We start from the raw sequence: 22,493 nt of genomic DNA, 5'->3' as shown, positions 1-22,493 counted from the left end.
CCTAGACTGAACGGCATGGGCCGCTGGGAACCGAACGCACGCCAACGCCTGGCTGAGGCCGCGCTCGACCTGTTCGCCGAACGCGGCTACGACCAGACCACGGTCGCCGAAATCGCCGAACGCGCCGGACTCACGAAACGCACGTTCTTCCGCTATTTCGCCGACAAGCGGGAAGTGCTGTTCGGCGGGCAGGAGGAACTGGCCCGGCTGTTCTCCGAAGGCATCGCCGCGACCCCAGCGGACGCCACGCCGTTCGAAGCGGTCGGCGCGGCATTGGACGCCGTCGCGGCGATTTTCACCGGCGAGCGGCTGGCTCAGGCCCGAGCCCGGCAGGCGGTCGTGGCGGCGAACAGCGAACTGCTCGAACGCGAATTGCTCAAACGCGCCAAGATGGTCCAGGCCATGCACGACGCGCTCGCCGCACACGGGATCAGCGAACCGACCGCCCGTGTCGCGGCGGAATTGGGCTGCCTCGCGTTCGGGACGACGTTCTTCCGCTGGGTCGACGCCGGAAATCGGCGGGAGTTCGGCGCGCTCGCGGCCGAAGCGCTCGACGAATTGCGCACCGCGACCGCGGCCCTGGGCTAAGCGAGCAGGGATTTCGCCAGCGTCGGCAGATCGACGCCGGCCACGCCGTCCAGCACCTGCCACGGCGCGAGCCACGAAGCCGCGGCCAGCTCGTCGTACACCGCGGCACAACGCTGCTGCAGCGAGTCGTCGGACTCGAACGCGTCCCGCGCCCTCGCCGTGTCCGACTCCGCCCGGCGCACTGCCCGCTCGGCGGCGACCTCCGGGCTCACCCGCAGCAGCAGATGGGCGTCCGGCCGCGGCAACCCGAACCGCGTCACCTCGAGGTCCCAAACCCACTGCACCACCGCGCCATCCGCGTGCTCGCGCAGGCGCGCGGCGGCGTACGCGGCGTTCGAGGCGACGTAGCGATCCAGCAGGACCACGTCGTTGGCCGCGAGCAGCCCGCGGATCTCGTCGGCCGCACCGGCGCGGTCGAGGGCGTAGAGCATCGCCATCCCGTACACCGAGTCGGCGAGATCGCCGTGTCCTCGATGCAGCGTTTCCCGCACCAGATCGGCGTGCACGCTGCGGCCGTAACGGGGGAAGGCGAGACTGCCGACGCTCGCGCCGGTGTCTTCCAGCGCAGCGGTCAGCCCCTCGGACAGCGTGCGCTTGCCCGCGCCGTCCAGACCTTCGATTACGACCAGTCGCCCCACACCGTCGAAGATACTGGGTGGCGTGCTCAGGCCGTCTCGCGGCGCGCGCGGACGTAGCCGAAGTACCCCGCCGGCACCGCGACCAGCAGCCCGGCGAGGCAGAACAGCGGAATCCATTCGTCGCCGTGCGGCTGAGCGGGCGTGCTCTGGCCGTCCCTCGGCACCACCTCGCCGCGCGGCACGATCGTGAGGTGGGCGTTGCCGGTGTCGACGGGCTGCGCCGCGCCCGCGCCCGGAGCCGACACCGGCAACGCCAGGCCCGTGAACGCCACGAGAAACACCAAGCGTCCGACGTGCCTTCGGCAAGTGGCCGAGGACCACCGGACCTGCCCGGCAGTGCTCCCCACGTGATTCGGTTTCCCCAGACCCACGACGCACCTCCCGCCTAGACGTGGCCAGTGGTGGTCACAACGGTGAACCGGCCGATCACTCCGAGCAAGATGCCCGTCCGGCGACGAGGGTGTTCCGGGTCGGCGGTGGAACACGGAACGGTTACCCTTCCGTGGCCAAGCACACCAAACGGGGGCCGGACCCGTTACCGCGCGCTGCTAACGTGAACGTTCCGCGGCATTCACGCCCAGCGCACGGGCGGCGTTGAAGGGACAGCGGTGGCACGAGACGGGGATGGCCCACTGATCATGGAACCTGGCCGGCGCGGTGCGGGTGAACTGCCGCCCGAGCTCGGCGAAGCACTGCGATCCGGAGAATTCCACCACGCGCTGCGGCTCGCGATCGCGCATCGCGGCCTGTCGCTCGCCCGGCTGCGGGCACACCTCGCGCTCCGCGGGGTCCACATCGGACAGTCGACGCTGAGCTACTGGCAGCGCGGGCTGCGCCAGCCGGAGGTGCCGAAGGCGCTGCCGGCGGTCCGCGCGCTGGAGTCGGTGCTGCAACTGCCCGCGGACGCGCTCGTGGTGCTGATCGGCCCGCGCACCGCGCGCCCGCGCGGGCACCAGGCCGCGGCGTCGTTCCACGACCTGCGCTCGGGCGAGATGGGCGCGATCGTCGAGCAGCTGATGAGCGACCTCGGCGCGGCGCCGGCGTCGCGGCAGTCCAACTCCGACCTGGAAATGCTGTCGGTGCACGACCAGATCACCATCGACGAGCAGAAACACCAGGTGAAATTCCGGACCCGGCTGGTCACCCGCGCACGGCGGCACGGCCCGGACCGGTACGTGGCGGTCTACAACGGCGATCCCGGCTGCCGGATCGACGACGTCGAGCTGATCACCGCGGAAGGCTGCCGCGTCGGCCGGATCCGCCGGCATCCGGCGCGCGAGACGATGGCGACGGAGCTGCTTTTCGACCGGAAGCTCGCCGAGGGCGAGATCCACGTTTTCTGCTTCGAAATCCACGACAATTCCGCCGTGACGTTCCCCGGGTACTACCGGATGCTGCGCGACCAGTGCGCGAGCTATCTGCTGCAACTGCAATTCGCGCCGACCGCGATGCCCGCCCGGATCACCCGCGAGGTCCGCGCCCGCGACGACGCGCTGCCGGTCGAGGCGGAGGAATTGCCGTGCGACACCGGCGGCGTGACGAGCGGGTATTTCCGCGACACCGGCCCCGGGCTGGCCGGCATCGCGGTGGAATGGAACTGAGCTTTATCCGTCCACCCGCTGCGGCGTGCCCTTGGTGATCCGCACGAGTTCGTCGAACGTCGTCGGGAAGACGGCGTTCGGCGTTCCCGCGGCGGCCCACACCTGGCTGTACTGCCGCAACGCCTCGTCGACCACCGTCTCCAGCGGAGCCGGATGCCCGACCGGCGACACCCCGCCGATCACCTGCCCGGTGGCCGCGCGCACCTCGTCCGGCTTGGCCCGGCGGATCCGGCCGCGCCCGAGTCGCGCGGCGAGCGCCTCGACGTCCACCCGGTGCGCGCCGCTGGTCAAGACCAGCAGCGGGGCGTCGTCGGCCAGGAACACCAGGCTGTTCGCGATCGCGCCGACCGGACAGCCCAGCGCGTCCGCCGCCTCGGCCGCCGTCCGCGTGGACTGCGGAGGGTCCGCGCCCGGCCTTCGACCCCCGCCTCGTCGAGCGCGTCCTGCACGTTCCGCACTGCCGACATCTGCACACCTCCAACTGTTCTGTAAACAGAACACTAGACTAGGCCGGGTGTCCCCGTCACCCGCCCCGGACGGCCGCGCCCTCGCCGCGGCGGTCGGCACCCGCATCCGGACGCTGCGCACCCGCGCGGGCGTCGGCCTGACCGCGCTCGCCACTGACAGCGGCCTCGGCAAGGGAACACTGTCAGAGCTGGAAAACGGCCGCCGCAACCCGACGCTGGACACGCTGTTCGCCATCGCCACCGCACTGTCGATCCCGTTGAGCGACCTGCTCTTCGGTGATGACGGAGTGGCCGAAGCACACGGCGAGAGCGTGGCCGCGACCCTGCTCGGCCGCTGGGAGGACCCCGACGGCGTGACCGAGGTGTACCGGCTGACGATCCACGAGCGGGTCCAGGTATCGCACCCGCACAGCCCCGGGGTCCGGGAAGTGCTGACGGTACTGACCGGAACGGCGGAGGTCGGCCCGGTTGACGCACCGGTGACGGTTTCCGCGGCGGGGACGCATACGTTCATCGCGGAAACGGACCATGTGTATCGCGGAATCGGCGGACCGGCTAGTGCGGTGTTGACGATGCGGTATCCGCGTTAGCGGACGAGGAGCCCGTTGGCTTTCGCCGCCTCGGCCTGACGCGCGTCACGCGTCACGACAGTAATCGGCTGGCCGCCGGTCAGTTCGGCAGTTTCCCTCATTACGACAGCCAGATGAAGAGCATCCAGAGTGCGAATCGGATAGTTCTCGGCAACCAGTCGCTGCGCCGCCGAAAAAACCCGCTCCGGCCGGAAAGGGATCAGCACGAGCGCACCCTCCGGAGACGCGAGCCGGTCGAAATGCTCGAGGACGATCCGGGCGTCGGGGATCCGGCCAGCACGCTTCGCCGCAGTGAGCGCACTGGTGAACTCGATTCGGGTCAGTTCACTGCTGAACACCAGATCCGGCCCCTCGAGCAGCAGTTCACGCATTTCACGGTGACCAGGCTCGTCTTTGAGGTACGCGGTAGCCAACGCGCTGGTGTCAGCGTAGTAACACTCGGTCACCATTCACCCCGAGTCCAGTCGAGATACTCGCCAACGGTCGCTCCCCAGCCGCTGGAGAACTCTTCGATTTCGTCCAGCGACGCCACCCGGGCTGGAGGCTCGACATACGCGGCCTTGCCCTCGGCGATCAACCGGCGTTTCCACTCGGCTCGTGACTCGCCCTTCTGGACGACCCCTCGGAGGGCCTCGGTGACCAGGTCGTTCATGCTGCGCCCCTCAGCCTCGGCCCTGGCCTTCAGCCGCGCATGCAGCTCGTCGTCGACGCGAGTGATCAATTGCTTCACTTCACCATGATAACACGTCACCCGTTAGAGTTATCACGTGTTTTCTTTTGCAGACAAAAGCCGCCTCGAAAAGCATTTCGAGGCGGCTTCCGGGTCAGCGATCAGTAACGGTAATGCTCCGACTTGAACGGGCCCTCGACGTCCACGTCGATGTATTCCGCCTGTTCCTTCGACAGCTTCGTCAGCTCGCCGCCCAGTGCTTCCAGGTGGATGCGAGCGACCTTTTCGTCCAGCTTCTTCGGGAGGCGGTAGACCTCCTTGTCGTACTCCTCGGTCTTGGTGAAGAGTTCGACCTGCGCGATGACCTGGTTCGCGAAGCTGTTCGACATCACGAAGCTCGGGTGCCCGGTCGCGTTGCCGAGGTTCAGGAGCCGGCCTTCGGACAGCACGAGGATGCTCTTGCCGTCCGGGAACACCCACTCGTCGACCTGCGGCTTGATGTTCACGCGCCGGATGCCGGGGTAGCGGGCGAGACCCGCCATGTCGAGTTCGTTGTCGAAGTGGCCGATGTTGCCGACGATCGCCTGGTGCTTCATCCGCGCCATGTGCTCGACCATCACCACGTTCTTGTTGCCGGTGGTGGTCACGTAGATGTCGCCCTCGTCCAGCACCGACTCCAGGCGCTTGACCTCGTAGCCGTCCATCATCGCCTGCAGCGCGCAGATCGGGTCGATCTCGGTGATGATCACCCGCGCGCCCTGGCCGCGCAGCGATTCGGCCGCGCCCTTGCCGACGTCGCCGTAGCCGCAGACCACCGCGACCTTGCCGCCGATCAGCACGTCGGTGCCGCGGTTGATGCCGTCGATCAGCGAGTGCCGGATGCCGTAGCGGTTGTCGAACTTCGACTTCGTCACCGAGTCGTTGACGTTGATCGCCGGGAACAGCAGCTCGCCCGCGGCCGCCAGCTGGTACAGCCGCAGCACGCCGGTGGTGGTTTCCTCGGTGACGCCCTTGACGCCCTGCCCGATGGCGGTCCACTTGCCCTTGTCCGCCGCGACCGACGCGCGCAGCAGCTCCAGGAAGACCTTCCACTCCTCGGGGTCCTCGTCGTCGGCGGGCGGAACCACGCCCGCCTTCTCGTACTCGGTGCCCTTGTGCACCAGCATGGTGGCGTCGCCGCCGTCGTCGAGGATCATGTTCGGGCCTTCGCCCTCCCACGTGAGCATCCGCTCAGTGCACCACCAGTACTCCTCGAGCGTTTCGCCCTTCCACGCGAACACCGGGACGCCCTTGGGCTCCTCGGGCGTGCCGTGCGGGCCGACGACGACCGCGGCCGCGGCGTGGTCCTGGGTGGAGAAAATGTTGCACGAGGCCCAGCGCACCTCCGCGCCGAGCGCCACCAGCGTCTCGATCAGCACCGCGGTCTGCACGGTCATGTGCAGCGAACCCGCGATCCGCGCCCCGCGCAGCGGGTAGACCTCAGCGTATTCGCGGCGCAGCGCCATCAGCCCCGGCATCTCGTGCTCGGCGAGGCGGATCTCCTTCCGGCCGAACTCGGCGGCGTCGAGATCGGCGACGGCGAATTCGATGCCGCCCCGGGTGTCGTGCCGCTTGACAACGCTTTCGGGGGTCATAGTGCGGTTCCTCCAAGGTTTGATGGCACCTGAACAGTACCGTTGTCGGCTCGACCCTGACTCGAACGGATGAGGAGAGAATCACCGTGCCCGCCCCGCTCCCCGGCCCTGACACCCGCATCGTCGAAATGAGGGTGTCCGGACTCGTGGGCACGAGCGGCGAGACGCTCCTCGACACGGTCCAGACCGTTGACGTCGCCGGCGACGGACTCGGCCGCGTGGTACGCCCGGCCGACCGGCTGCGGCGTCCGGCTCCCGGTCCGGTGGTGCCCGCGCTCGGCCGGTCGATTCCGCGCACCGTCGAAGGCTACCTGTGGAGCGGCATGACGTCCGGCGGCGTCGCGAAGGCCGCCTGGGCGCTGCTGTTCCCTTTCTCACTGGCCAACGTCGCGTTCTGGATGCTGCCGCCGGTGCACCGCGGCCGCTGGCTCGGCGGCCTGTGCCGCGGCCTGCTGCGGATCGCCGCCGTGCTGCTCACCATGCTGCTGGTCAGCCAGGTCGCGGCAGCGGTACTGGACCTCGTCGCGACGCAATGTCTCGCCCCCGGGCGCGCCTGCCTCGCCTGGGTGACCCCCGAACTGCGCAACGGGCCGCTGCGGATCGGCGTCGGCGTGGCGGTGCTCCTGGCGCTGGTCTACGCCTTGCACCGGATCTCGTCCACGAACTGGCGGGTGCGGCCGCCCGCGCATCCCGGCCGCAAAGGCGTCCCGATGCGGTTGCGCGCCGATCCGGAAGCGCCCGGAATGTCCGCGACACACGCGGTTGCCGCGCTCGCCTGCATCTCCCTGCTCTTGCTGGGCGGACCATTCCACGTGCCCACGAAAATCCCGCAATTGATCGCGTGGATCTGCACCCTCGCCCTGGTCCTCGCGGTTTTGGCCGGGGGCGCGATCGGCAGCGACGCCGGTCCCGTCGCGCGCCGGAGCCTGATCACTTTCGCGACGCTGCTGGTCATCTTCGCCACCGTGCTGGCCAATCCGGTCGGCAACCGGCTCCCCGGCGTCGACACCACTGTCGAAGGTCTCGGCGGCGCCTTACTCGTAGTCACCCTGCTGTTCGCGCTCGCGCTGATCCCGTCGGCTCTGCTGGCCCGCCCAACCTGGCGCGACCGCCCGCGCCGGCTCCGCCCGTGGCTGGGCGGCTGGGCAGCGGCCCCGGTACTCGCCCTGGCCGGCCTGCTCGGCGGCGGTTTCGGCGCCGGGCTGGCGATCGCCATCCGAAAACTGCTCCGCGCGGACAAGCTCGCCCTGCCCACGACGTACGACCTGGTCACCGTCCTGTGGGGCGGCGGGCTCGGTCTGATGGCCCTGCTCGCCATCGCCGGGTACGCCATCGCCGTCCCGCTGCGCCGCCGCCGGCGCGGCATCCCGCCGATCGTCGAACTGATGGAACACGACGAACAGCAAGAACAAGACGCCGCGCGAGCGTGGGCACGCTCAGCCTGGGAACGCCGTCACCTGCACCACCTGGCTGTGATCGTCTCCCTGGGGCTCTGCGTCGGTGCGATCGCACTGCTCGTCGTGCGGTTCGGCTTCAACCTGCAGCCAGGCTGGTTCACCACAGCCTCGGCGATCGGTGTGTTCGCTCTGGGCGCGCTGGCCGCGGGACTGCTGCGAGTGGTCTACTCCGCCGCCCGCTCCCCCCAGCGAAGCCGGCACCTGGGCGCGCTGGCTGACCTTGTGTCCTTCTGGCCGCGGGCCGCCCACCCCGGCGTACCGCCTTGCTACGCCCTCAAGGTCGTCCCCGAACTGGCGGCGCGAGTCAAGGAACACCTCGCCGAGCCAGGTACCCGAGTGGTCCTGTCCGGTCTAAACCTGGGCAGCATCCTCACCGTGCTCACGGCGGCTCAACTGTGCGCCGAGCTCCCGCCAGACGAACGCGACCGAGTCGGCCTGCTCACCGCCGGATCCCCGCTGCAATGGGGTTACCAACGCGCTTTCCCCGCGGTCCTGCCGCAAGACTCGCTGGCCGACCTGTTCTCCTCGCTGGACGGTCGCTGGCGCGCACTGTGCCGAGGCACCGACATCTTCGGCGGCGGCGTCACCACCTGGCGCCACCAGACAAGCGGTGGCCACCTGCTCGGCGAGGGCTATCTCCCGGAAGGCAAATGGGGAGCCCTGGAAGCGACCCCAGACGACGCGGGGGTCCTGGTCCTGGGCGGCGACCACTGGGTCCCCGACCCGCTGCGAGCCCCCGACGGCCGCCGCCGCTGGGCCCCCGGAGTCCTCAAACACACCGAATACCTGGCCGATCCGGAGTGGGACAACGCCGTAGCCATGGCCGCGGGCCTGGGCCGCCCCAACGGCCGCGCCCGGACGCTGGGCGAACAAGGCTCCCTGTTCGGCGACCTTCCCCGCCCCCGCTGACGACGCCGGGTCTTCGGAAGAAGATTCCTTCCGAAGACCCGGCACGGACTAGCTGATCAGTTGGTCCCGCGGCGACGCAGCTTCAGCAGTGCGAGCAGACCGCCGCCAGCGACGATCAGCACGCCGGCGACCCAGAACAACCAGGCGTTGTCGAATCCGGTGTTGGCCAGGCCGCCGCCGGTGCCGTTCTGGTTGCCCGCCGGGACCACGGCCGGAGCGCTGGTCGTGGCGGGAGCGGAGGTCGCGCCGGCCGGGGCCGAGGAGGTCGCCGGAGCGCCCGGCGTGGTGCTCGGCGCCTCGGAAGTCGGCTGTCCCGGAGTCGTGGTCGGGGTCTCCGAAACCGGCGGCTTGGTCGGCGCGGTCTTGGTTCCGCAGGCGAACCAGTGGCTGATCGTCGGCAGCTGCTCGCCGCGGTTGATCGGCGAGCGCAGCTTCTCCCACGGCGGCGTGGCCGACATACCTCGGCTGCCCGGCACGTACACGTTGAAACCGGGGCCGCCCTTGACCACGATCGCGGTGACCGTGACGCCCTCGCCCACTGCCGTGACGTTCAGGTACTGGTCCTTCTCCGTGCCGCCGGTGACGGTGAGGTCACCCTCGCCGAGCAGGTCGCCGGCCACCTTCGCCTCGGCACAGGTGGTCGCGTTGCCCTCGACCGGCTTCGCCCGGCTGTCGTCCGTGGTGCAGGCGAGCGCAGAGGTCGCGGTGCCGAGCAGAGCGAGTCCGGCCACGGCGGCGACGGTGAAACCGGCACGCAGTCTGGTGCTGATGGGCATGGAGTTACTCCTCAGAGGAAAATCCGAACGGGGGATAACACACGCGGAGAACTGCGACCCTCCGTAGGAACCCCGACCACTGTTCGTGCGAATTACCCGAGAGTGATTAACCCGTCAGAGGGAAGACGACGCGGAGAGTATCGCACCCGCAGTGCCTGATCACCCTGGGTTCGAGTCGCCGCCCGAACCGAAATCGGCGAGTTGCGGACTCGTGACCACGCACGCGAAACGGCCCGCCGCCCAACCTGGGCGACGGGCCGTTGAACAGCGAAAACAGGTCAGTCGGCGACGGGCGGCGCGGGATCGGCGACCACCCCGCCCTGGTCGACACCCGACTGCCGCTTCCCGAGCAGCGAGTGCCGCCGGCTGTAGGCGAAGTAGATGACCACGCCGACCACCATCCAGACGACGAACCGCAGCCAGGTCAGCACGGTCAGGTTCAGCATCAGCCACAGGCAGGCCAGGATCGCCAGCGGCGCGATGATCCACACGCCCGGCACCCGGAACGCACGCGTCAGGTCCGGGCGGGTCTTGCGCAGCACCAGCACGCCCGCGGACACGAGGATGAACGCGAACAGCGTGCCGACGTTGACCATTTCCTCGAGCTTGTCGGCCGGGAAGAACGTCGCGCCCGCCGCGACCAGTGCGCCGACCACGAGGGTCGCGCGCTTCGGCGTCCCGCGGTCGCTCGTCTTGGCCAGCGAACGCGGCATGAGACCGTCGCGGGACATCGCGAAGATGATCCGCACCTGGCCGAGCATCAGGACCATGACGACGGTGGTGAGTCCGGCCAGCGCGCCGACGGAGATGATGTTCGCGGCCCAGTCGACGCCGTTCGCGGAGAACGCGGTGGCGAGCGTCTTGTGGCTGCCGTCGCCCGCCTTGGTCGACAGATCGGTGTAGGGCACCATGCCGACGACCACGAGCGACACCGCCACGTACAGCACGGTCACGATCGCCAGCGAGCCGAAAATGCCGCGCGGCACGGCCTTCTGCGGGTTGCGGGTCTCCTCCGCGGTGGTCGCGACGATGTCGAACCCGATGAACGCGAAGAACACGATCGACGCGCCGGCCAGCAGGCCGAAGATGCCGAAGGAGCTGCTGGCACCGCCCGCGATGAGCGAGAACAGCGACTGGTCGACGCCGCTCGACCCGGATCCGGCGGACTTGCCCTCGGGAACGAACGGCGTGTAGTTGCTGGCCTTGACGTAGAAGATGCCGAGAATGACCACGAACAACACGACGGCGACCTTGATGCCGGTGATCACCATCGAGAAACGCGACGACAGCTTCGTTCCGAGCACCAGCAGCGTCACCAGTGCGGCCACGACGAGGAGCGCGCCCCAGTCGATGCCGAAGCCGCCGCCGAGATCGATCGACGTCTTGGTGCCCTTGCCGAAGATGTACTCCAGCACCGTCTGCAGATAAGACGACCAGCCCTTGGCGACCGCGGCGGCGCCGACGGCCAGCTCCAGGATCAGATCCCAGCCGATGATCCACGCCATGAACTCGCCGAAGGTGGCGTAGGAAAACGTGTACGCGCTGCCCGCGACCGGGACGGTGGAAGCGAATTCGGCGTAGCACAACGCGGCGAGCGCACAGGCGATAGCCGCGATCACGAACGCGACGGACACGGACGGACCGGCGTAGTCGCCCGCTGTGCGCGCGGTGAGCGTGAAGATGCCGGCGCCGATGACCACCGCGACGCCGAAGACCGTGAGGTCCCAAGCGCTCAGGTTCCTGCGGAGTTTCGTCTCCGGTTCATCGGTGTCCGAAATGGACTGCTCGATTGACTTCGTGCGCCACAAACCAGTGCCGGGCAACGTTGACCTCCTGCGGTGACCTTCGTGGGGACCGGGCGCCACCCTAGCGTGTCAGTTGGGCGCCAGCTGTCCGGACAGCTCAGCGGGTCTCGCGGTCGAGGTCGGGCTCCAGGTAAATCAGCGTCGCGACGGGGACCTTCGCGCGCACGCGAGCCTCGGCGTCGTCGATCGCGGTGGCGATCGCGGCGGTGTCGAGACCGGGCACGAGCGCGAGCTTCGCGGCGACGAGCAGTTCGTCCGGGCCGAGGTACTGGGTGCGGATGTGGATGACGCGCTCGACCTTGCCCGCGGCCAGTTCGTCCACAATGGTCGCGAGATCGGTGTCGGTAGCGCCCTCGCCGATCAGCAGGCTCTTCATCTCGACGATCAGGATGATCGCGATCACGCCGAGCAGCACGCCGATGAGGACGGTGCCGATGCCGTCGAACACCGGGTCGCCGGTGAGCACCGACAGCCCGACGCCGAGCAACGCGAACACGAGGCCGAGCAGCGCGCCGGAGTCCTCCAGCAGCACGACCGGCAGCTCGGGTTCCTTGGCCTGCCGGATGAACCGCCACCAGCTCGCGTTGCCCTTGATCTTGCGCGATTCGCCCATCGCGGTGAAGAAGCTGTAGCCCTCGAGACAGATCGCGACGAGGAGAATGACCACCGCGACGACCGGCGTCTCCAGCGGCTGCGGCTCGATGATCTTGTGAATGCCCTCGTAGAGAGCGAACGCCGCACCGAGCGTGAACAGCATGAGCGCGACGATGAACGAGTAGAAGTACCGGTCGCGGCCGAACCCGAACGGATGCTCCCGGGTGGCGCGCCGTTTGGACGTCTTCTGCCCGAGCAGCAGCAACCCCTGGTTCGACGTGTCAGCCAGCGAGTGCACCGCCTCCGCGAGCATCGACGACGACCCGGTGACCAGGAAGCCGACGAACTTGGCCACCGCGATCCCGGCATTGGCGGCGAGCGCCGCGATGATCGCCTTGGTACCCCCGCCAGCTGACACTTCCCGCTCCCCTGCTCCGCGCCCGAATTGCCCGGAGGGAGCCTAGAGGAGCCTTGGCGCCGGGAAGCGCTGGGTCCGGAAACCAGCCGGTCAGATCACAAGTCGCAAGCCCCGGCAGTGGCCCGGAACAGTTGCGAGCGCGCTCCGCCCAACGGACGCACCCGCACCGCCGGATCCGCTGCGGGCAGCCACACCGACTGTCCCCGCCGCAGTTCCACCTGTTCGCCGTCCGAGGCGACCACCAGCAGGTCTCCTTCGGTGCACAACAAAATCTGCGGCCCGGCCGAGTCGACCTCCAGCTCGGCGTCGTCTCCGGCCGCCCATTCCATTCGCGACAGTTCGAATTCCGGGGCGTCCGTGTGGTACACCGCCATCCGCTGGCCGGCGCATTCTCCGTGCTGCACCGGCATTTCGCCGCACGCGAAGTCGACCACGCGCAGCAGTTCGGGCACGTCCACGTGCTTCGGGGTGAGGCCGCAGCGCAGGATGTTGTCCGAGTTCGCCAGGATTTCCACCGCGGTGCCGTGCAGGTACAGGTGCAGGTTCCCGGCGGGCAGGTAGATCGCCTCTCCGGCACGCAGAGTCAGGCGGTTGAGCAACAGCGCGGCCAGCACGCCGGCGTCGCGCGGGTGCGCCTCGCCGAGTTCCAGGATCGTGCGGCATTCGGTCGCGAACTCGCCGTGGTCCTGGACGTGCCGGACGCACGCGTCGAGCACTTCCGGCAGCAGTTCGTCGAGCGAGGACTGCGGCAGCGTGATCCAGGTGGTGAACAGCGCGCGCAGACCGGCCGGGTCCGGTTGGGCTTCGAGCAGGCCGGTGTACTTGCCCAGCCCGGGCGTCTCGATCGCCTTGAGCAGCTTGACCGTCCGGTGCGGGTCGCGGAACCCGGCCAGCGCGTGGAACTCCGTCAGCGCGCAGACCAGCTCCGGCTTCGCCGTCGGGTCCGGGTAGTTGCGGTTCGCGGCGTCGCGCGGGATGCCCAGCTTCTCCTCGCGGGCGTGGCCTTCCGCGGCCTGCGCCGCCGACGGGTGGGCCTGCATCGACAGCGGTTCTTCCGCGGCGAGGATCTTCAGCAGGAACGGCAGCCGGTTGCCCCAGCGCCGTGCACACTCTTCGCCGAGCTGGCCGACCGGATCGGCGTCGACGAGTTCGAGCAGGCTCAGTTCGGTGCCGTCCGGGCCGAGCACGTGCGACGGGTCCCCTGGGTGCGCTCCCATCCACAGCTCGGCCTCGGGGTGCGGCGCCGGCACCGGACGTCCCTGCAGCTGCGGGATGGCCGTTCGCGATCCCCAGGCGTAGGGCCGTACGGCGTTGCGCAACAGCTCCACTGTCAACTCCCAATCCTTCCCGTCGGCGCTGGGCCGACGCACGCGGCGGCGGAACCGCCTGCCCGCGTTCCCCCCTGCTCCCTCAGGCGGAGGCCGGTTCGTATCTCCCGGCCCCGCCGATGCTGCCCGCCGCCAGCCCCAGGTACACCGCGGCCAGCTCGAACCGCAGCGCCAGCACCGCGGCGCGGACGATCTCGTCGGCCTCGATCTCCTCGGCGGGCGCGATCAGGTCCGCGCCGGGCAGGTACTCCTCGGCTTGGTACCGGGCCGCCTCGGTGGCCGGACCGGTCCGCACCGACAGCAGCAGCACCCGCGTCGCGACTCCACCAGGGGAGTCGTCCGGATCGGCGAAAATGTCTCGCTCCGCGCCGCCTGATTGGGCGGCCCGGCGCAAGGCCGGGCGGGCCAGCGCCTGCCGGTAGTCCTCCACGTCGCACACCAGCGCGGCATACGCGGCGAAGGCGTGCGCCGCGTGCTCGCCGACCGCCACCGCGACCGGGTCGAGCCCCCACAGCAACGGCACCCGGTCCGCGACCCGCAGCGCGAGCGCCTTCGCCGGGTTGGCGAACGACTCGCGTGCCAGGTAGTCCTTCTCCGCTTCGAGGTCGAGCTGGTCGGCGAGCTCCTGCACGTCGGCGACCAGCAGGCCGAGCGCGTTCGCGGTGAGCAGCCCGGCGGCCAGCCCGCGCGGGAACGCCAGCTCCGGCGGCACCGGCACGCGCGGCGCGAGCAGGACGCCCTTGCCCGCGACCGCCGCCGCGACCGGCCCCTCCGCCGGCGCGGACAGCACCACCGACGCGCCGAACCGGGCGGCGCGCTCCAGCGAAGCGGCCAGCTCGCGGTCTCCCGCGTCGTCGGTGTGCGCGAACACCACGTCCAGCGCGCCGATCCAGGCCGGAACCGATTCGGCCACCACGACCGGCACCGGGCACGACGGCGCGAGCAACGCGGCCAGCAGCCGGGTGAGCGTGCGGCTCACCCCTGGCCGGTCGATGAGCACGAGCGAACGCGGACGCCCGACGTCCAGCCGTTCGCTCAGCTCCAGTTCGGCCGCTGCCTCGGCGGTGGCTCGCACCTGCGCGCCGGCCATCGCGGCGGCGCGCAGCAACCCCGCGCGGTCGGCATCGGCCAGCCGCGCGGAGTCGTCGAGCAGGGAATCGTCAAGCATGGTCAAGCACTGTCGCCGTGATCAGCGTCGGGCCCGGCCGAGCCGGGCAGCGTCGCCTCGTCGAGCAGCAGCACCGGGATCCCGTCGCGGACCGGGTACACCCGGCCGCATTCGGTGCAGGTCAGCGCGTCGGCCTCGGCGTCGTCCGGCGTGCCGGGACGCAGCGGCGCGTGATCCGGCGACGGGCACGCGAGGATCTCCAGCAGCTGTGCGTCAAGCGTGATGGCCATGGTTCCTCCATACCACGCGTCGTTGGGGTGTTGAGGGCGCCTTCCGGACACAATCCGGCGCCAGCCGGTCAGGCCCGGACAATGGCCAGCACCTCGGCGGTGAGCGCCTCGACCGCGGCCCGGTCGGCGGCCTCCACGTTGAGCCGCAGCAGCGGTTCGGTGTTGGAGGGGCGCAGGTTGAACCACGCGCCGCCGGGCAGCTGCACCGTGAGCCCGTCCAGCTCGTCGATCTCGACGCCGGGCTTGTCCGCGTAGGCGTCCTTCACCGCGATCATCCGCGCCACCTGGTCGCTGACCGTCGAGTTGATCTCGCCGGACGCCGCGTAGCGCGAGAAGTCCTGGGTGAGCGCGGACAGCGGGCCGTTCTGCTCGCCGAGCGCGGCGAGCACGTGCAGCGCGGCCAGCATGCCGGTGTCGGCGCGCCAGAAGTCGCGGAAGTAGTAGTGCGCGGAGTGCTCGCCGCCGAAAATCGCCCCGGTACGAGCCATCTCGGCCTTGATGAACGAGTGCCCGACCCGCGTGCGCACCGGATTGCCGCCGTGTTCGGAGACGATCTCCGGCACGCCCTTCGACGTGATCAGGTTGTGGATGATCGTGCCGCCCGGCTCCTTGGCCAGCTCGCGCACCGCGACCAGCGCGGTGATCGCGCTCGGCGACACCGGCTCGCCGCGCTCGTCCACGACGAAGCAGCGGTCCGCGTCGCCGTCGAACGCCAGCCCGGCGTCCGCGCCGACCTCGCGCACCTTGGCCTGCAGGTCGACGATGTTCGCCGGGTCGAGCGGATTGGCCTCGTGGTTCGGGAAGGTGCCGTCGAGCTCGAAGTACATCGGCACGATCTCGATCGGCAGGCCCTCGAAAACGGTCGGGACGGTGTGCCCGCCCATGCCGTTGCCCGCGTCGACCACGATCTTGAGCGGCCGCGAGCCGGAGAGGTCGACGAGGTTGCGCAGGTAGGCGGCGTAATCGCCGAGGACGTCGCGCTCGGAGACGGTGCCGCGCTGGCCGTCGAAGGCGGGAACGCCCTGCTCGACGGTGTCGCGGATCTCCGCGAGTCCGGTGTCCTGTCCGACCGGCGAGGCTCCGGCGCGGCACATCTTGATGCCGTTGTACTTCGCGGGGTTGTGGCTCGCGGTGAACATCGCGCCCGGCAGGTTGAGCGAACCGGAGGCGAAGTAGAGCTGGTCGGTGCTGGCCAGGCCGATCGACACCACGTCGAGGCCCTGAGAGGTCACCCCGTCGGCGAACGCCTCGGCCAGGCCCGGCGACGAATCGCGCATGTCGTGGCCGATCACCACAGCCGGTGCCTCGGGTTTGATGAGCAGCGCGAACGCGGCCCCGAAGTCCCGGACGAGGGCGGCGTCGAGCTGGTCGCCGACCACGCCGCGAATGTCGTAGGCCTTCACGATGCCCGAAAGGTCTGGCACGCCTTCTCCCCGCCGCTAGTTCCGTGGCGACGCCACTCGCGCCGCGGGCGAAAGCCTACCGGGCGGGAGGACAGCTCAGGCGCGCCCCGGGAGGACGCGCAGATGGCCGCGCCTGCCGGAGGGCCCTTCGGGCTCGGGCTGCACGGCCGGGACGTCGGAGCGACCGGCCTCGCGGACCGCCTCGGCCAGCGCGGTCAGCTCGTCGGCGGACTGTTCCGGAGCGGCGAAGGCCCCCTCGTGGCGGACGACTTCCCAGCCCTTCGGGACGGTCAGCCGCAGCGCGTGGGCCTCGCAGAGATCGTAGGAATGCGGTTCGGAAGCGGTGGCCAGCGGTCCGACGACCGCGGTCGAGTCCTGGTAGGCATACGTGAGCGTGGCGACAGCGGGTTCGAGGCAACCCGTTCGCGAACATTTCCGTACGCTCCGCACGATCGGAAACGATAGCGCGTCGCCGCGAGCGAAGTACCGGCGACACGCGCGTCGTCCTGGCGACCGCATAGACTTGGGCGGTGGCGACGGCTCGTGACTACCGACAACGGCAGCGAATGCGGCGGGACCGGCATGGCCGGGGCCTGCGCGGGACGCTCTATCCGGCGTCCCTGCCCGCGGCCGCGAGCCGGGCGGAACGCTTCGACGCGCTGGTGCTGGACGCACTGGAGCCGATCGAAGCGCGCTGGCGGCACGAGCTGACGAAACTGGACGTCGCAGTAGACGACGTACCCGAAGTCCCCCTGGACGGCCGAGCCCCGGCAGACGGCGTACTCCACGACGGCGCAGTCCCGCTGTCACGCCTGGTCCCGGCAGGAGTCGACCGATCCGGCCTGCCCACCCGAGCCCGCATCGTGCTGTACCGGCGCCCCCTGGAAGCACGCGCGAAAGACCCCTCAGAACTAGCAGACCTAGTACACGACGTCCTGGTAGAACAAGTCGCCGGCTACCTAGGCGTAGAACCAGACGTCATCGAAGGCGACTGACCCACGCACAACGAGGCGCCCAGCCCCCGCCCTGCACCCCGATACGAAGCCTCCCTGCACAATCAAGCTTCGGGGTGCCCCACGCGAGGACCGGGCGATGTCGCCGCCAGGCGACGAGCCGCCCGCGACTACCCCACCCGCTTCCGCGACGGAATCGCAGTCAAAGCCGTAAACAACACCGCCGCCAACTGCACCAAAAGCAACAATCCCCGCTCAGTCCCCGGGAAAGTCACCGAGACCTCCGAAGGCTGCGCAGGCACCGACACCGCCACCTGATGCCCCCAAGCAGGCACGATCGGCACGGCCTTCCCGTTCACACTCGCCTGCCACCCAGCCTCCTGCTCCGCGGCCAGCACCAGCAACCGCCCAGTCGGCCCCTCCGACGCCCGCACCCGCACATCCGGCAACTGCGCGGTCACCGGCGAAATCCCCGGATTCGTCCCCGGTGCGCCCCCGCCGGTCACCGCCTGTTTGGCCAGCTCCGGCGAAATCAACGCCACCTGTCCGGACTTAGGCAGCAACCGCAACGTCGGACGCCCGTCCGACATCGGCGCCGCCACCGCGGCAAGGTCACTGGCCGCCGCGGCAAAAGCCCGCGCGTCCGTCCCGACCGGCAACACCACGTACTGGACCCCAGACGCCGCGGCAGCCGCGTAAACCCTTTTGAGCGCCGCGACGTCGCCCTGGCCGAGCCCGCGCCGCCACTCGGCCAGCCGCTCCGGCGTGCCCTTGACCGGCGCGAGCTCGTCGTCGCCGAAGAGCGCCAGCCGGCCACCGGTCTGCCGCACCTGCGCGGAACTGACGTCCAGCACCGACCGCCCCGTCGCAGCGACATCCGCGGCCACCTCAGGCGCGAGCTGCGGACGCGGCCCTGCAGTCAGCGGTCCCTCCGAACCAGTCGCGACCGCACCGGCAGCCAGCGCGGCCACCACCACAACGCCAGCCACGGCCAGCACCTTCGGCAACCACGCCGCGGGCATCGCCGAACCGCCGCGCTGCCAGGTAGCCAGCACTGCCCACAGCAGCCCGGCTCCGACCACGAGCAACGGAACCCCGGCGTACCCGGACGCAGGCGCGCCGCCCTGCATTGGCGTCAGCTGCACCTGCCGGACCAGGACCACGCCGACCAGACCGAGCACCGCGAGAGCCAGCCCGCCGACGACCTGCTTCCGCGGCCGGACCACGAGCGCGACGACCGTCGCCGCGAGCACCACGACCCCAGTTGGCCAGGCACCCGGACCGCCCGGCGTGAGGCCCGCGAGATCCGTCGTGGACGCGGGCGCGGCCGGACCGCCGAGGCCTTGCAGCAGCAGTTCCGGATGCCGCAAGAGCACGGTCGGCCACGGCAGCAGCAGCACCAGCGGCAACAGCACCACGATCCCGACCGACGCGACGCGGCGAGCCAGGCCCGAGGGCGCGGGCAGCACCACGAATCCGACCAGCAGGCCGACGAGCGCGAGCCCGTGCGCGAGCGGCGAGAACGCGCCGAGCAGCGCGACGCCGAACGCGGACAGCGCCGAGACGTGCAGCCACCGCGTGCCCGGCCGGGTAAGCAACCGGACGATGCCCGCGATCACGAGGGGCAGCACGAGGTGCACCACAACCACATCGAGCCGCCCCTGCGCGACCGACGCGGTAGCAGCGGGCAGCAAGGCGTACACCGCGGCGACAGCGGCGCGCACCCAGCGGCGTACGGCGAGCTTGCGGGTGGCGACGTAGGCGCTGAGCGCGGCGAGCGGGATGTCGCCGATGAGCAGGATCGCCACGAGCGCGGCCGGACCGCCGATCGGAGCGAAGATCGCGCCGATCGTGCCGAGCACCGGCAGCGTCGCGGGGGCGGGCGCACCGGTGCCGCCGGCGATCGAGTGCCACGGCGACAGGTACGTCGACCAGATCTCGCTCAGCCCGCCGACCGGCAGCAGCTGGCCGCCCCACAGGTCGAGGCCGAGCCGGCCGCGGTTGAGCACCAAGGCCAGCGCCGTCAGCACGACGACCAGCACCACCGGCGGCGCGAAGACGGTCGCGGCGAGCACGCGTCGCCGGTTGACCTCCACGAACACCAGATCCGGTTCCGGAGCCGCCGGTTCCGGGCGAGGCGACGGCGACGGGTGGTCCGAGACCTCTTCGACCGGTTCAGTGTCCTCTTCGGACACCGGAGCTTCCGGCAGCGTGACCGCGACGACCGTGCCCGGCCGGCGCAGTCCCCGGCCGCGAGTGCTCAGGCCGCGCAGCGCGCCAGCGGGCAACGCGTCCGGACCGACGGGCCGCGCGCCGGACGCGGCGAGCGCCTCCGGCGGGATCCACGCGGACTCCTGCTCGACGCTCTCCGGCACCGTCCCGAGCGCGACGTCGCTCTGCACGCCGCGCCGGACGAGCCCGACCACCCCGGCGCTGATCGCGTTGCGCAGCCTCGTGATCCGGCTCGTGAAGAGCCCGCGGACGGTGCCCGGCCGCGGCTGATCGCGCCGCCAGGCCCGCGCCGCGCGGAGATTTCCCTTGCCCCCGCACACGTATCCGAGCGCGGCCAGTTCCGCCCCGGCTTCGGTGGTGCGCCGCAGCAGGAAGAACACGAACGCGCGCAGCACCAGCATGACCGGCAGCCGGACGAGCCCGAACCAGAACGACGGCGTCGAGCAGTTCACGAGAAAGACGCGCACGCCGTGCGAACGGTTGAGCGCGGCGAGCGGACGGCCGGCGGCGTCCGGGGTGCGTTGTCCGGTGGACAGGGCGCGAGCGTGCCGGACGCGCGCGGCGGGCACGGACAGCACGAGCGAGCCGGCCGCGTTGGCACGCCAGCCGAAGTCGAGATCCTCGCGCAGCAACGGGAAGTCCTCGTCGTAGCCGCCGAGGGTTTCCCAGAGTTCCCGCTGCACCAACGATCCCGCGCTCGGCACGGCGAGAACCTCGCTGGGTTCGCCGTCCGGCGCGGCCATCTGCTGGCGGTGCCCGGAGGCGTCAGTGGACAGCCCGGCCTCGACGATCAGCCGCGGATCGGTCCAGTCGGTGCCGAGCGGGCCGAGCACTTTCGCGGACGGGTTTTCCTCCGCGGCGCGGAGGAGCTGGTCGAGGCAGTCGGCTTCGGGGGCGCAGTCGTCGTGCAGGATCCACAGCCACGATCCCGGATCGCCCCACCGTTCGACCGCGTGCGCGACGGCCTCGGCGACCGCTTCCGCGAACCCGGTCTCACTCGGCAGAGTGACAACTCCGGACAGCACGGGTTCCTCGGCGGCCGCGCCCGGCTGCGCTGCGTCGGCGAGCAGTTTCGGGGTACGGTCTGTTGACCCGGTGTCCACGGCGAGCACGTGCCGCGGACGGACTGTGCTGCGCCGCAACGCGGAAAGCGCCAGCGGCAGCCATTCCTCGCCGTCGTGACAGACCACAATGGCCAGAACGGGCAACGTCCGCACAGCGGGCGGAACGACGGTGCGAGGCAAGAACGGCTCCTGCTCGGACGGGACGATAGGTGCGGTCACCCTACGGCCTGCGCCGTCGCGCCGGCACCGGCCCACGCCGCGCGTCCGGCGGATCCCACCGCGTGGACCGGCCTGGGATCAGTCCCGGCCGATCGGGCAGGCACAAGCGAAATACCGCGAGCGCGCTCCAGCGGGAACCGGCGGCACCCGGTCCGGCCGCGAGATCCCCGGCACGCCGAGGTTTCCGCGGCAGAAGACGAAGATCACAAAGAGAACCACGGCACAGCACCGATTTTCCGACGCCGTGACGGCACTTCTGCCCTCACCGCATCGCCGAACCGGGCCGCGCGAATCCGTCGAATGTGCCCGGCACCACTCCGGCGAGGACTCCCCATCCCGCCCGCGTCGCACCGGCCGCATCACTCGCTCGCCGGCGCGGCAACAACTGCCGCGGCGGCGGGACGCACCCCCGGCCCACGGAGACCGGGGGGCCGAAACCCTTTAAACCGCGCGTTTCTTCAGCTTGCGACGTTCCCGTTCGGACAGTCCGCCCCAGATGCCGAAGCGCTCGTCGTGCGCCAGCGCATACTCGAGACAGTCGTCCTTGACCTCGCAGCCAAGGCAAATCCGCTTGGCCTCGCGGGTCGAGCCGCCCTTCTCGGGGAAGAACGCCTCCGGGTCGGTCTGCGCGCACAGGGCGCGCTCCTGCCAGTCCTGCTCCTCGGGGACGTCGAAAAGGTCGGTCAGATCCCCGAGCTGCTGCTCCGGGTTCTCTCCCCAACCCACGACGTGCCCCCATTCCCTGTTGTCCGCTTCCAACCGCACGTCCGCCTCCTCGCTCCTACGCACTCCCCAGGCTGGCGGTGGTGAAACGACACCCGCTGCCCCCTCCGACAGCGAATGACATCACTGTGATTACACCTGTGTAGGTCGGCCAGGTCAAGCCGAGTAGCGAGTTCGGGGGATCTCCGTGCCCGGGTGCGCAAGGGGACACGCCGAAGACTTCACACCGGGCATACGGAAGACTGGTGGGGTGCAGAGATCAGCAGTGCGCCCGAGCCCGATCTTCCTCGGCATCCTCGCCGTCGCCGTCGCCGGTGGTTTCCTGGCTGCATACGGTGATTCCACGACTCTTCTCAGTTCCCGCGACCCGATGTTCATCGCGGGCGTCGTGCTGCTCGTCCTGGGCGGCTGGATGGCTTCGCTGACGCTCCACGAGTTCGGGCACGCCTTCGTCGCCTTCCGCGGCGGGGATCACGAGATCGCTCACAAGGGGTACCTCTCGCTGGACGTCCGGCGCTACGCCGACCCCGTCCTGTCCTTTGTGCTTCCGCTGATCTTCCTGCTGATCGGCGGCATCCCGCTGCCCGGCGGCGCGGTGTGGATCAACCGCGGCTCGCTGCGGAACCGCGCGACCGCGTCGTGGACGTCACTGGCCGGCCCGCTCGCCAACCTCGCCGTCGGAGCCGCGCTGTGCCTGGCGACGATGCTGATCCCGATGGCGACCGGTCTTTTCTACGCGATGTCGTACCTCGCGCTGCTGCAGGTGATGACGTTCCTGATCAACATTCTGCCGGTGCCGGGGCTGGACGGCTGGGGTGCGCTGGAGCCGTACCTCTCCCCGCAGGCGCGGGCGTTCGGCGCGCGAGTGCGGCCGTGGGCGCCGCTGGCGCTGTTCGCGCTGTTCTTCCTCTTCCGGCCGTTGTCCGATCTGCTCTGGACGATCGCCGAGGGCATCTACGAGCCGCTCGGCGGCAACGCGACCGCGTCCGCCATCGGGCAGAAGGCGTTCCTCTTCTGGCGGTGACC

General features: G+C 70.2%; 22 protein-coding genes. 6 read left to right on the top strand and 16 right to left on the bottom strand.

The features are described 5' to 3' along the window. Positions 1-15: 15 nt before the first annotated feature. Entirely contained in the window at positions 16-588 is a 573-nt protein-coding gene (locus ATK30_RS26035; protein WP_101437823.1) for a TetR family transcriptional regulator, read from the top strand. Here the strand turns inward: ATK30_RS26035 and ATK30_RS26030 are convergent. Both ATK30_RS26030 and ATK30_RS26025 read right to left on the bottom strand, forming a co-directional pair. After that, entirely contained in the window at positions 585-1,226 is a 642-nt protein-coding gene (locus tag ATK30_RS26030) for a dTMP kinase (RefSeq protein ID WP_101437822.1), read from the bottom strand. The two genes, ATK30_RS26035 and ATK30_RS26030, sit on opposite strands and share 4 nt — an antisense overlap. Before the next feature lie 26 nt (positions 1,227-1,252). Then, entirely contained in the window at positions 1,253-1,498 is a 246-nt protein-coding gene (locus ATK30_RS26025; protein WP_244194729.1) for a hypothetical protein, read from the bottom strand. Positions 1,499-1,864: 366 nt separating this feature from the next. Here ATK30_RS26025 and ATK30_RS26020 point away from each other — a divergent pair, with 366 nt between their 5' ends. Continuing rightward, positions 1,865-2,827, top strand: a complete 963-nt coding sequence (locus tag ATK30_RS26020) for a hypothetical protein (RefSeq protein ID WP_220817345.1) — start codon at positions 1,865-1,867, stop codon at positions 2,825-2,827. Between the two features lie 3 nt (positions 2,828-2,830). On the opposite strand, the gene ATK30_RS26015 is transcribed toward ATK30_RS26020, so the two are convergent. Beyond that, positions 2,831-3,328, bottom strand: a complete 498-nt coding sequence (locus ATK30_RS26015; protein WP_463672410.1) for a YbaK/EbsC family protein — start codon at positions 3,326-3,328, stop codon at positions 2,831-2,833. 13 nt (positions 3,329-3,341) lie between these two features. Between ATK30_RS26015 and ATK30_RS26010 the strand changes: the two genes are divergently transcribed. Next, a complete protein-coding gene (locus ATK30_RS26010) occupies positions 3,342-3,884 on the top strand; it encodes a helix-turn-helix domain-containing protein (protein WP_101437819.1) in 543 nt (180 codons plus the stop codon). Here the strand turns inward: ATK30_RS26010 and ATK30_RS26005 are convergent. The 3 genes from ATK30_RS26005 to ahcY all read right to left on the bottom strand — a co-directional run bounded on the left by ATK30_RS26005 (position 3,881) and on the right by ahcY (position 6,188). After that, positions 3,881-4,333, bottom strand: a complete 453-nt coding sequence (locus ATK30_RS26005; RefSeq protein WP_101437818.1) for a type II toxin-antitoxin system VapC family toxin — start codon at positions 4,331-4,333, stop codon at positions 3,881-3,883. The genes ATK30_RS26010 and ATK30_RS26005 overlap by 4 nt on opposite strands. Beyond that, positions 4,327-4,614, bottom strand: coding sequence for a FitA-like ribbon-helix-helix domain-containing protein (locus ATK30_RS26000; protein ID WP_167442010.1), 288 nt, complete (start codon positions 4,612-4,614; stop codon positions 4,327-4,329). Before ATK30_RS26000 ends, ATK30_RS26005 begins: the two co-directional genes overlap by 7 nt. A 101-nt stretch (positions 4,615-4,715) precedes the next feature. After that, positions 4,716-6,188 carry an adenosylhomocysteinase gene (ahcY, locus tag ATK30_RS25995; RefSeq protein WP_101437816.1) on the bottom strand — a complete coding sequence of 491 codons (1,473 nt, stop codon included), beginning with the start codon at positions 6,186-6,188 and terminating at the stop codon, positions 4,716-4,718. 128 nt (positions 6,189-6,316) lie between these two features. On the opposite strand from ahcY, the gene ATK30_RS25990 reads away from it, so the two are divergent. Continuing rightward, entirely contained in the window at positions 6,317-8,554 is a 2,238-nt protein-coding gene (locus ATK30_RS25990) for a hypothetical protein (RefSeq protein ID WP_101441080.1), read from the top strand. A 56-nt stretch (positions 8,555-8,610) separates the two neighbouring features. Here ATK30_RS25990 and ATK30_RS25985 read toward each other — a convergent pair whose 3' ends face one another. The 8 genes from ATK30_RS25985 to ATK30_RS25950 all read right to left on the bottom strand — a co-directional run bounded on the left by ATK30_RS25985 (position 8,611) and on the right by ATK30_RS25950 (position 16,726). Further along, positions 8,611-9,330: a hypothetical protein gene (locus tag ATK30_RS25985; RefSeq protein ID WP_101437815.1), complete on the bottom strand. Its 720-nt coding sequence runs from the start codon at positions 9,328-9,330 to the stop codon at positions 8,611-8,613. A 278-nt stretch (positions 9,331-9,608) separates the two neighbouring features. After that, on the bottom strand, positions 9,609-11,153 hold the full coding sequence (locus ATK30_RS25980) for an amino acid permease (protein ID WP_101437814.1): 1,545 nt from the start codon (positions 11,151-11,153) through the stop codon (positions 9,609-9,611). A 79-nt stretch (positions 11,154-11,232) separates the two neighbouring features. Continuing rightward, entirely contained in the window at positions 11,233-12,147 is a 915-nt protein-coding gene (locus tag ATK30_RS25975; protein ID WP_101437813.1) for a cation diffusion facilitator family transporter, read from the bottom strand. Between the two features lie 95 nt (positions 12,148-12,242). Then, positions 12,243-13,475 (bottom strand): mannose-6-phosphate isomerase, class I, encoded by a 1,233-nt coding sequence (gene manA, locus ATK30_RS25970; protein ID WP_101437812.1) that lies wholly within the window; start codon positions 13,473-13,475, stop codon positions 12,243-12,245. 82 nt (positions 13,476-13,557) lie between these two features. Then, positions 13,558-14,643 (bottom strand): hypothetical protein, encoded by a 1,086-nt coding sequence (locus ATK30_RS25965; protein WP_101437811.1) that lies wholly within the window; start codon positions 14,641-14,643, stop codon positions 13,558-13,560. 2 nt (positions 14,644-14,645) lie between these two features. Further along, positions 14,646-14,873: a Trm112 family protein gene (locus tag ATK30_RS25960; RefSeq protein WP_101437810.1), complete on the bottom strand. Its 228-nt coding sequence runs from the start codon at positions 14,871-14,873 to the stop codon at positions 14,646-14,648. Between the two features lie 68 nt (positions 14,874-14,941). After that, positions 14,942-16,297, bottom strand: coding sequence for a phosphomannomutase/phosphoglucomutase (locus ATK30_RS25955; protein ID WP_101437809.1), 1,356 nt, complete (start codon positions 16,295-16,297; stop codon positions 14,942-14,944). Positions 16,298-16,372: 75 nt separating this feature from the next. Then, positions 16,373-16,726 (bottom strand): DUF3499 domain-containing protein, encoded by a 354-nt coding sequence (locus ATK30_RS25950; protein WP_101437808.1) that lies wholly within the window; start codon positions 16,724-16,726, stop codon positions 16,373-16,375. A gap of 116 nt (positions 16,727-16,842) precedes the next feature. Here ATK30_RS25950 and ATK30_RS25945 point away from each other — a divergent pair, with 116 nt between their 5' ends. Further along, positions 16,843-17,271 (top strand): metallopeptidase family protein, encoded by a 429-nt coding sequence (locus ATK30_RS25945; RefSeq protein ID WP_101437807.1) that lies wholly within the window; start codon positions 16,843-16,845, stop codon positions 17,269-17,271. A gap of 128 nt (positions 17,272-17,399) precedes the next feature. Here ATK30_RS25945 and ATK30_RS25940 read toward each other — a convergent pair whose 3' ends face one another. After that, on the bottom strand, positions 17,400-20,705 hold the full coding sequence (locus tag ATK30_RS25940; RefSeq protein WP_101437806.1) for a glycosyltransferase family 2 protein: 3,306 nt from the start codon (positions 20,703-20,705) through the stop codon (positions 17,400-17,402). Between the two features lie 480 nt (positions 20,706-21,185). Beyond that, on the bottom strand, positions 21,186-21,509 hold the full coding sequence (locus ATK30_RS25935) for a WhiB family transcriptional regulator (RefSeq protein WP_037355639.1): 324 nt from the start codon (positions 21,507-21,509) through the stop codon (positions 21,186-21,188). Positions 21,510-21,732: 223 nt separating this feature from the next. Between ATK30_RS25935 and ATK30_RS25930 the strand changes: the two genes are divergently transcribed. Beyond that, complete coding sequence (locus ATK30_RS25930) at positions 21,733-22,491, top strand: site-2 protease family protein (protein WP_101437805.1); 759 nt, start codon at positions 21,733-21,735, stop codon at positions 22,489-22,491. The last annotated feature ends 2 nt before the right edge of the window (positions 22,492-22,493 follow it).

It is taken from the genome of Amycolatopsis echigonensis, from assembly GCF_002846615.1.
GTDB classification, from domain to species: domain Bacteria; phylum Actinomycetota; class Actinomycetes; order Mycobacteriales; family Pseudonocardiaceae; genus Amycolatopsis; species Amycolatopsis echigonensis.
Note: the sequence above shows the minus strand (reverse complement) of the source record. Positions and strands in the feature narration are given on the sequence as shown.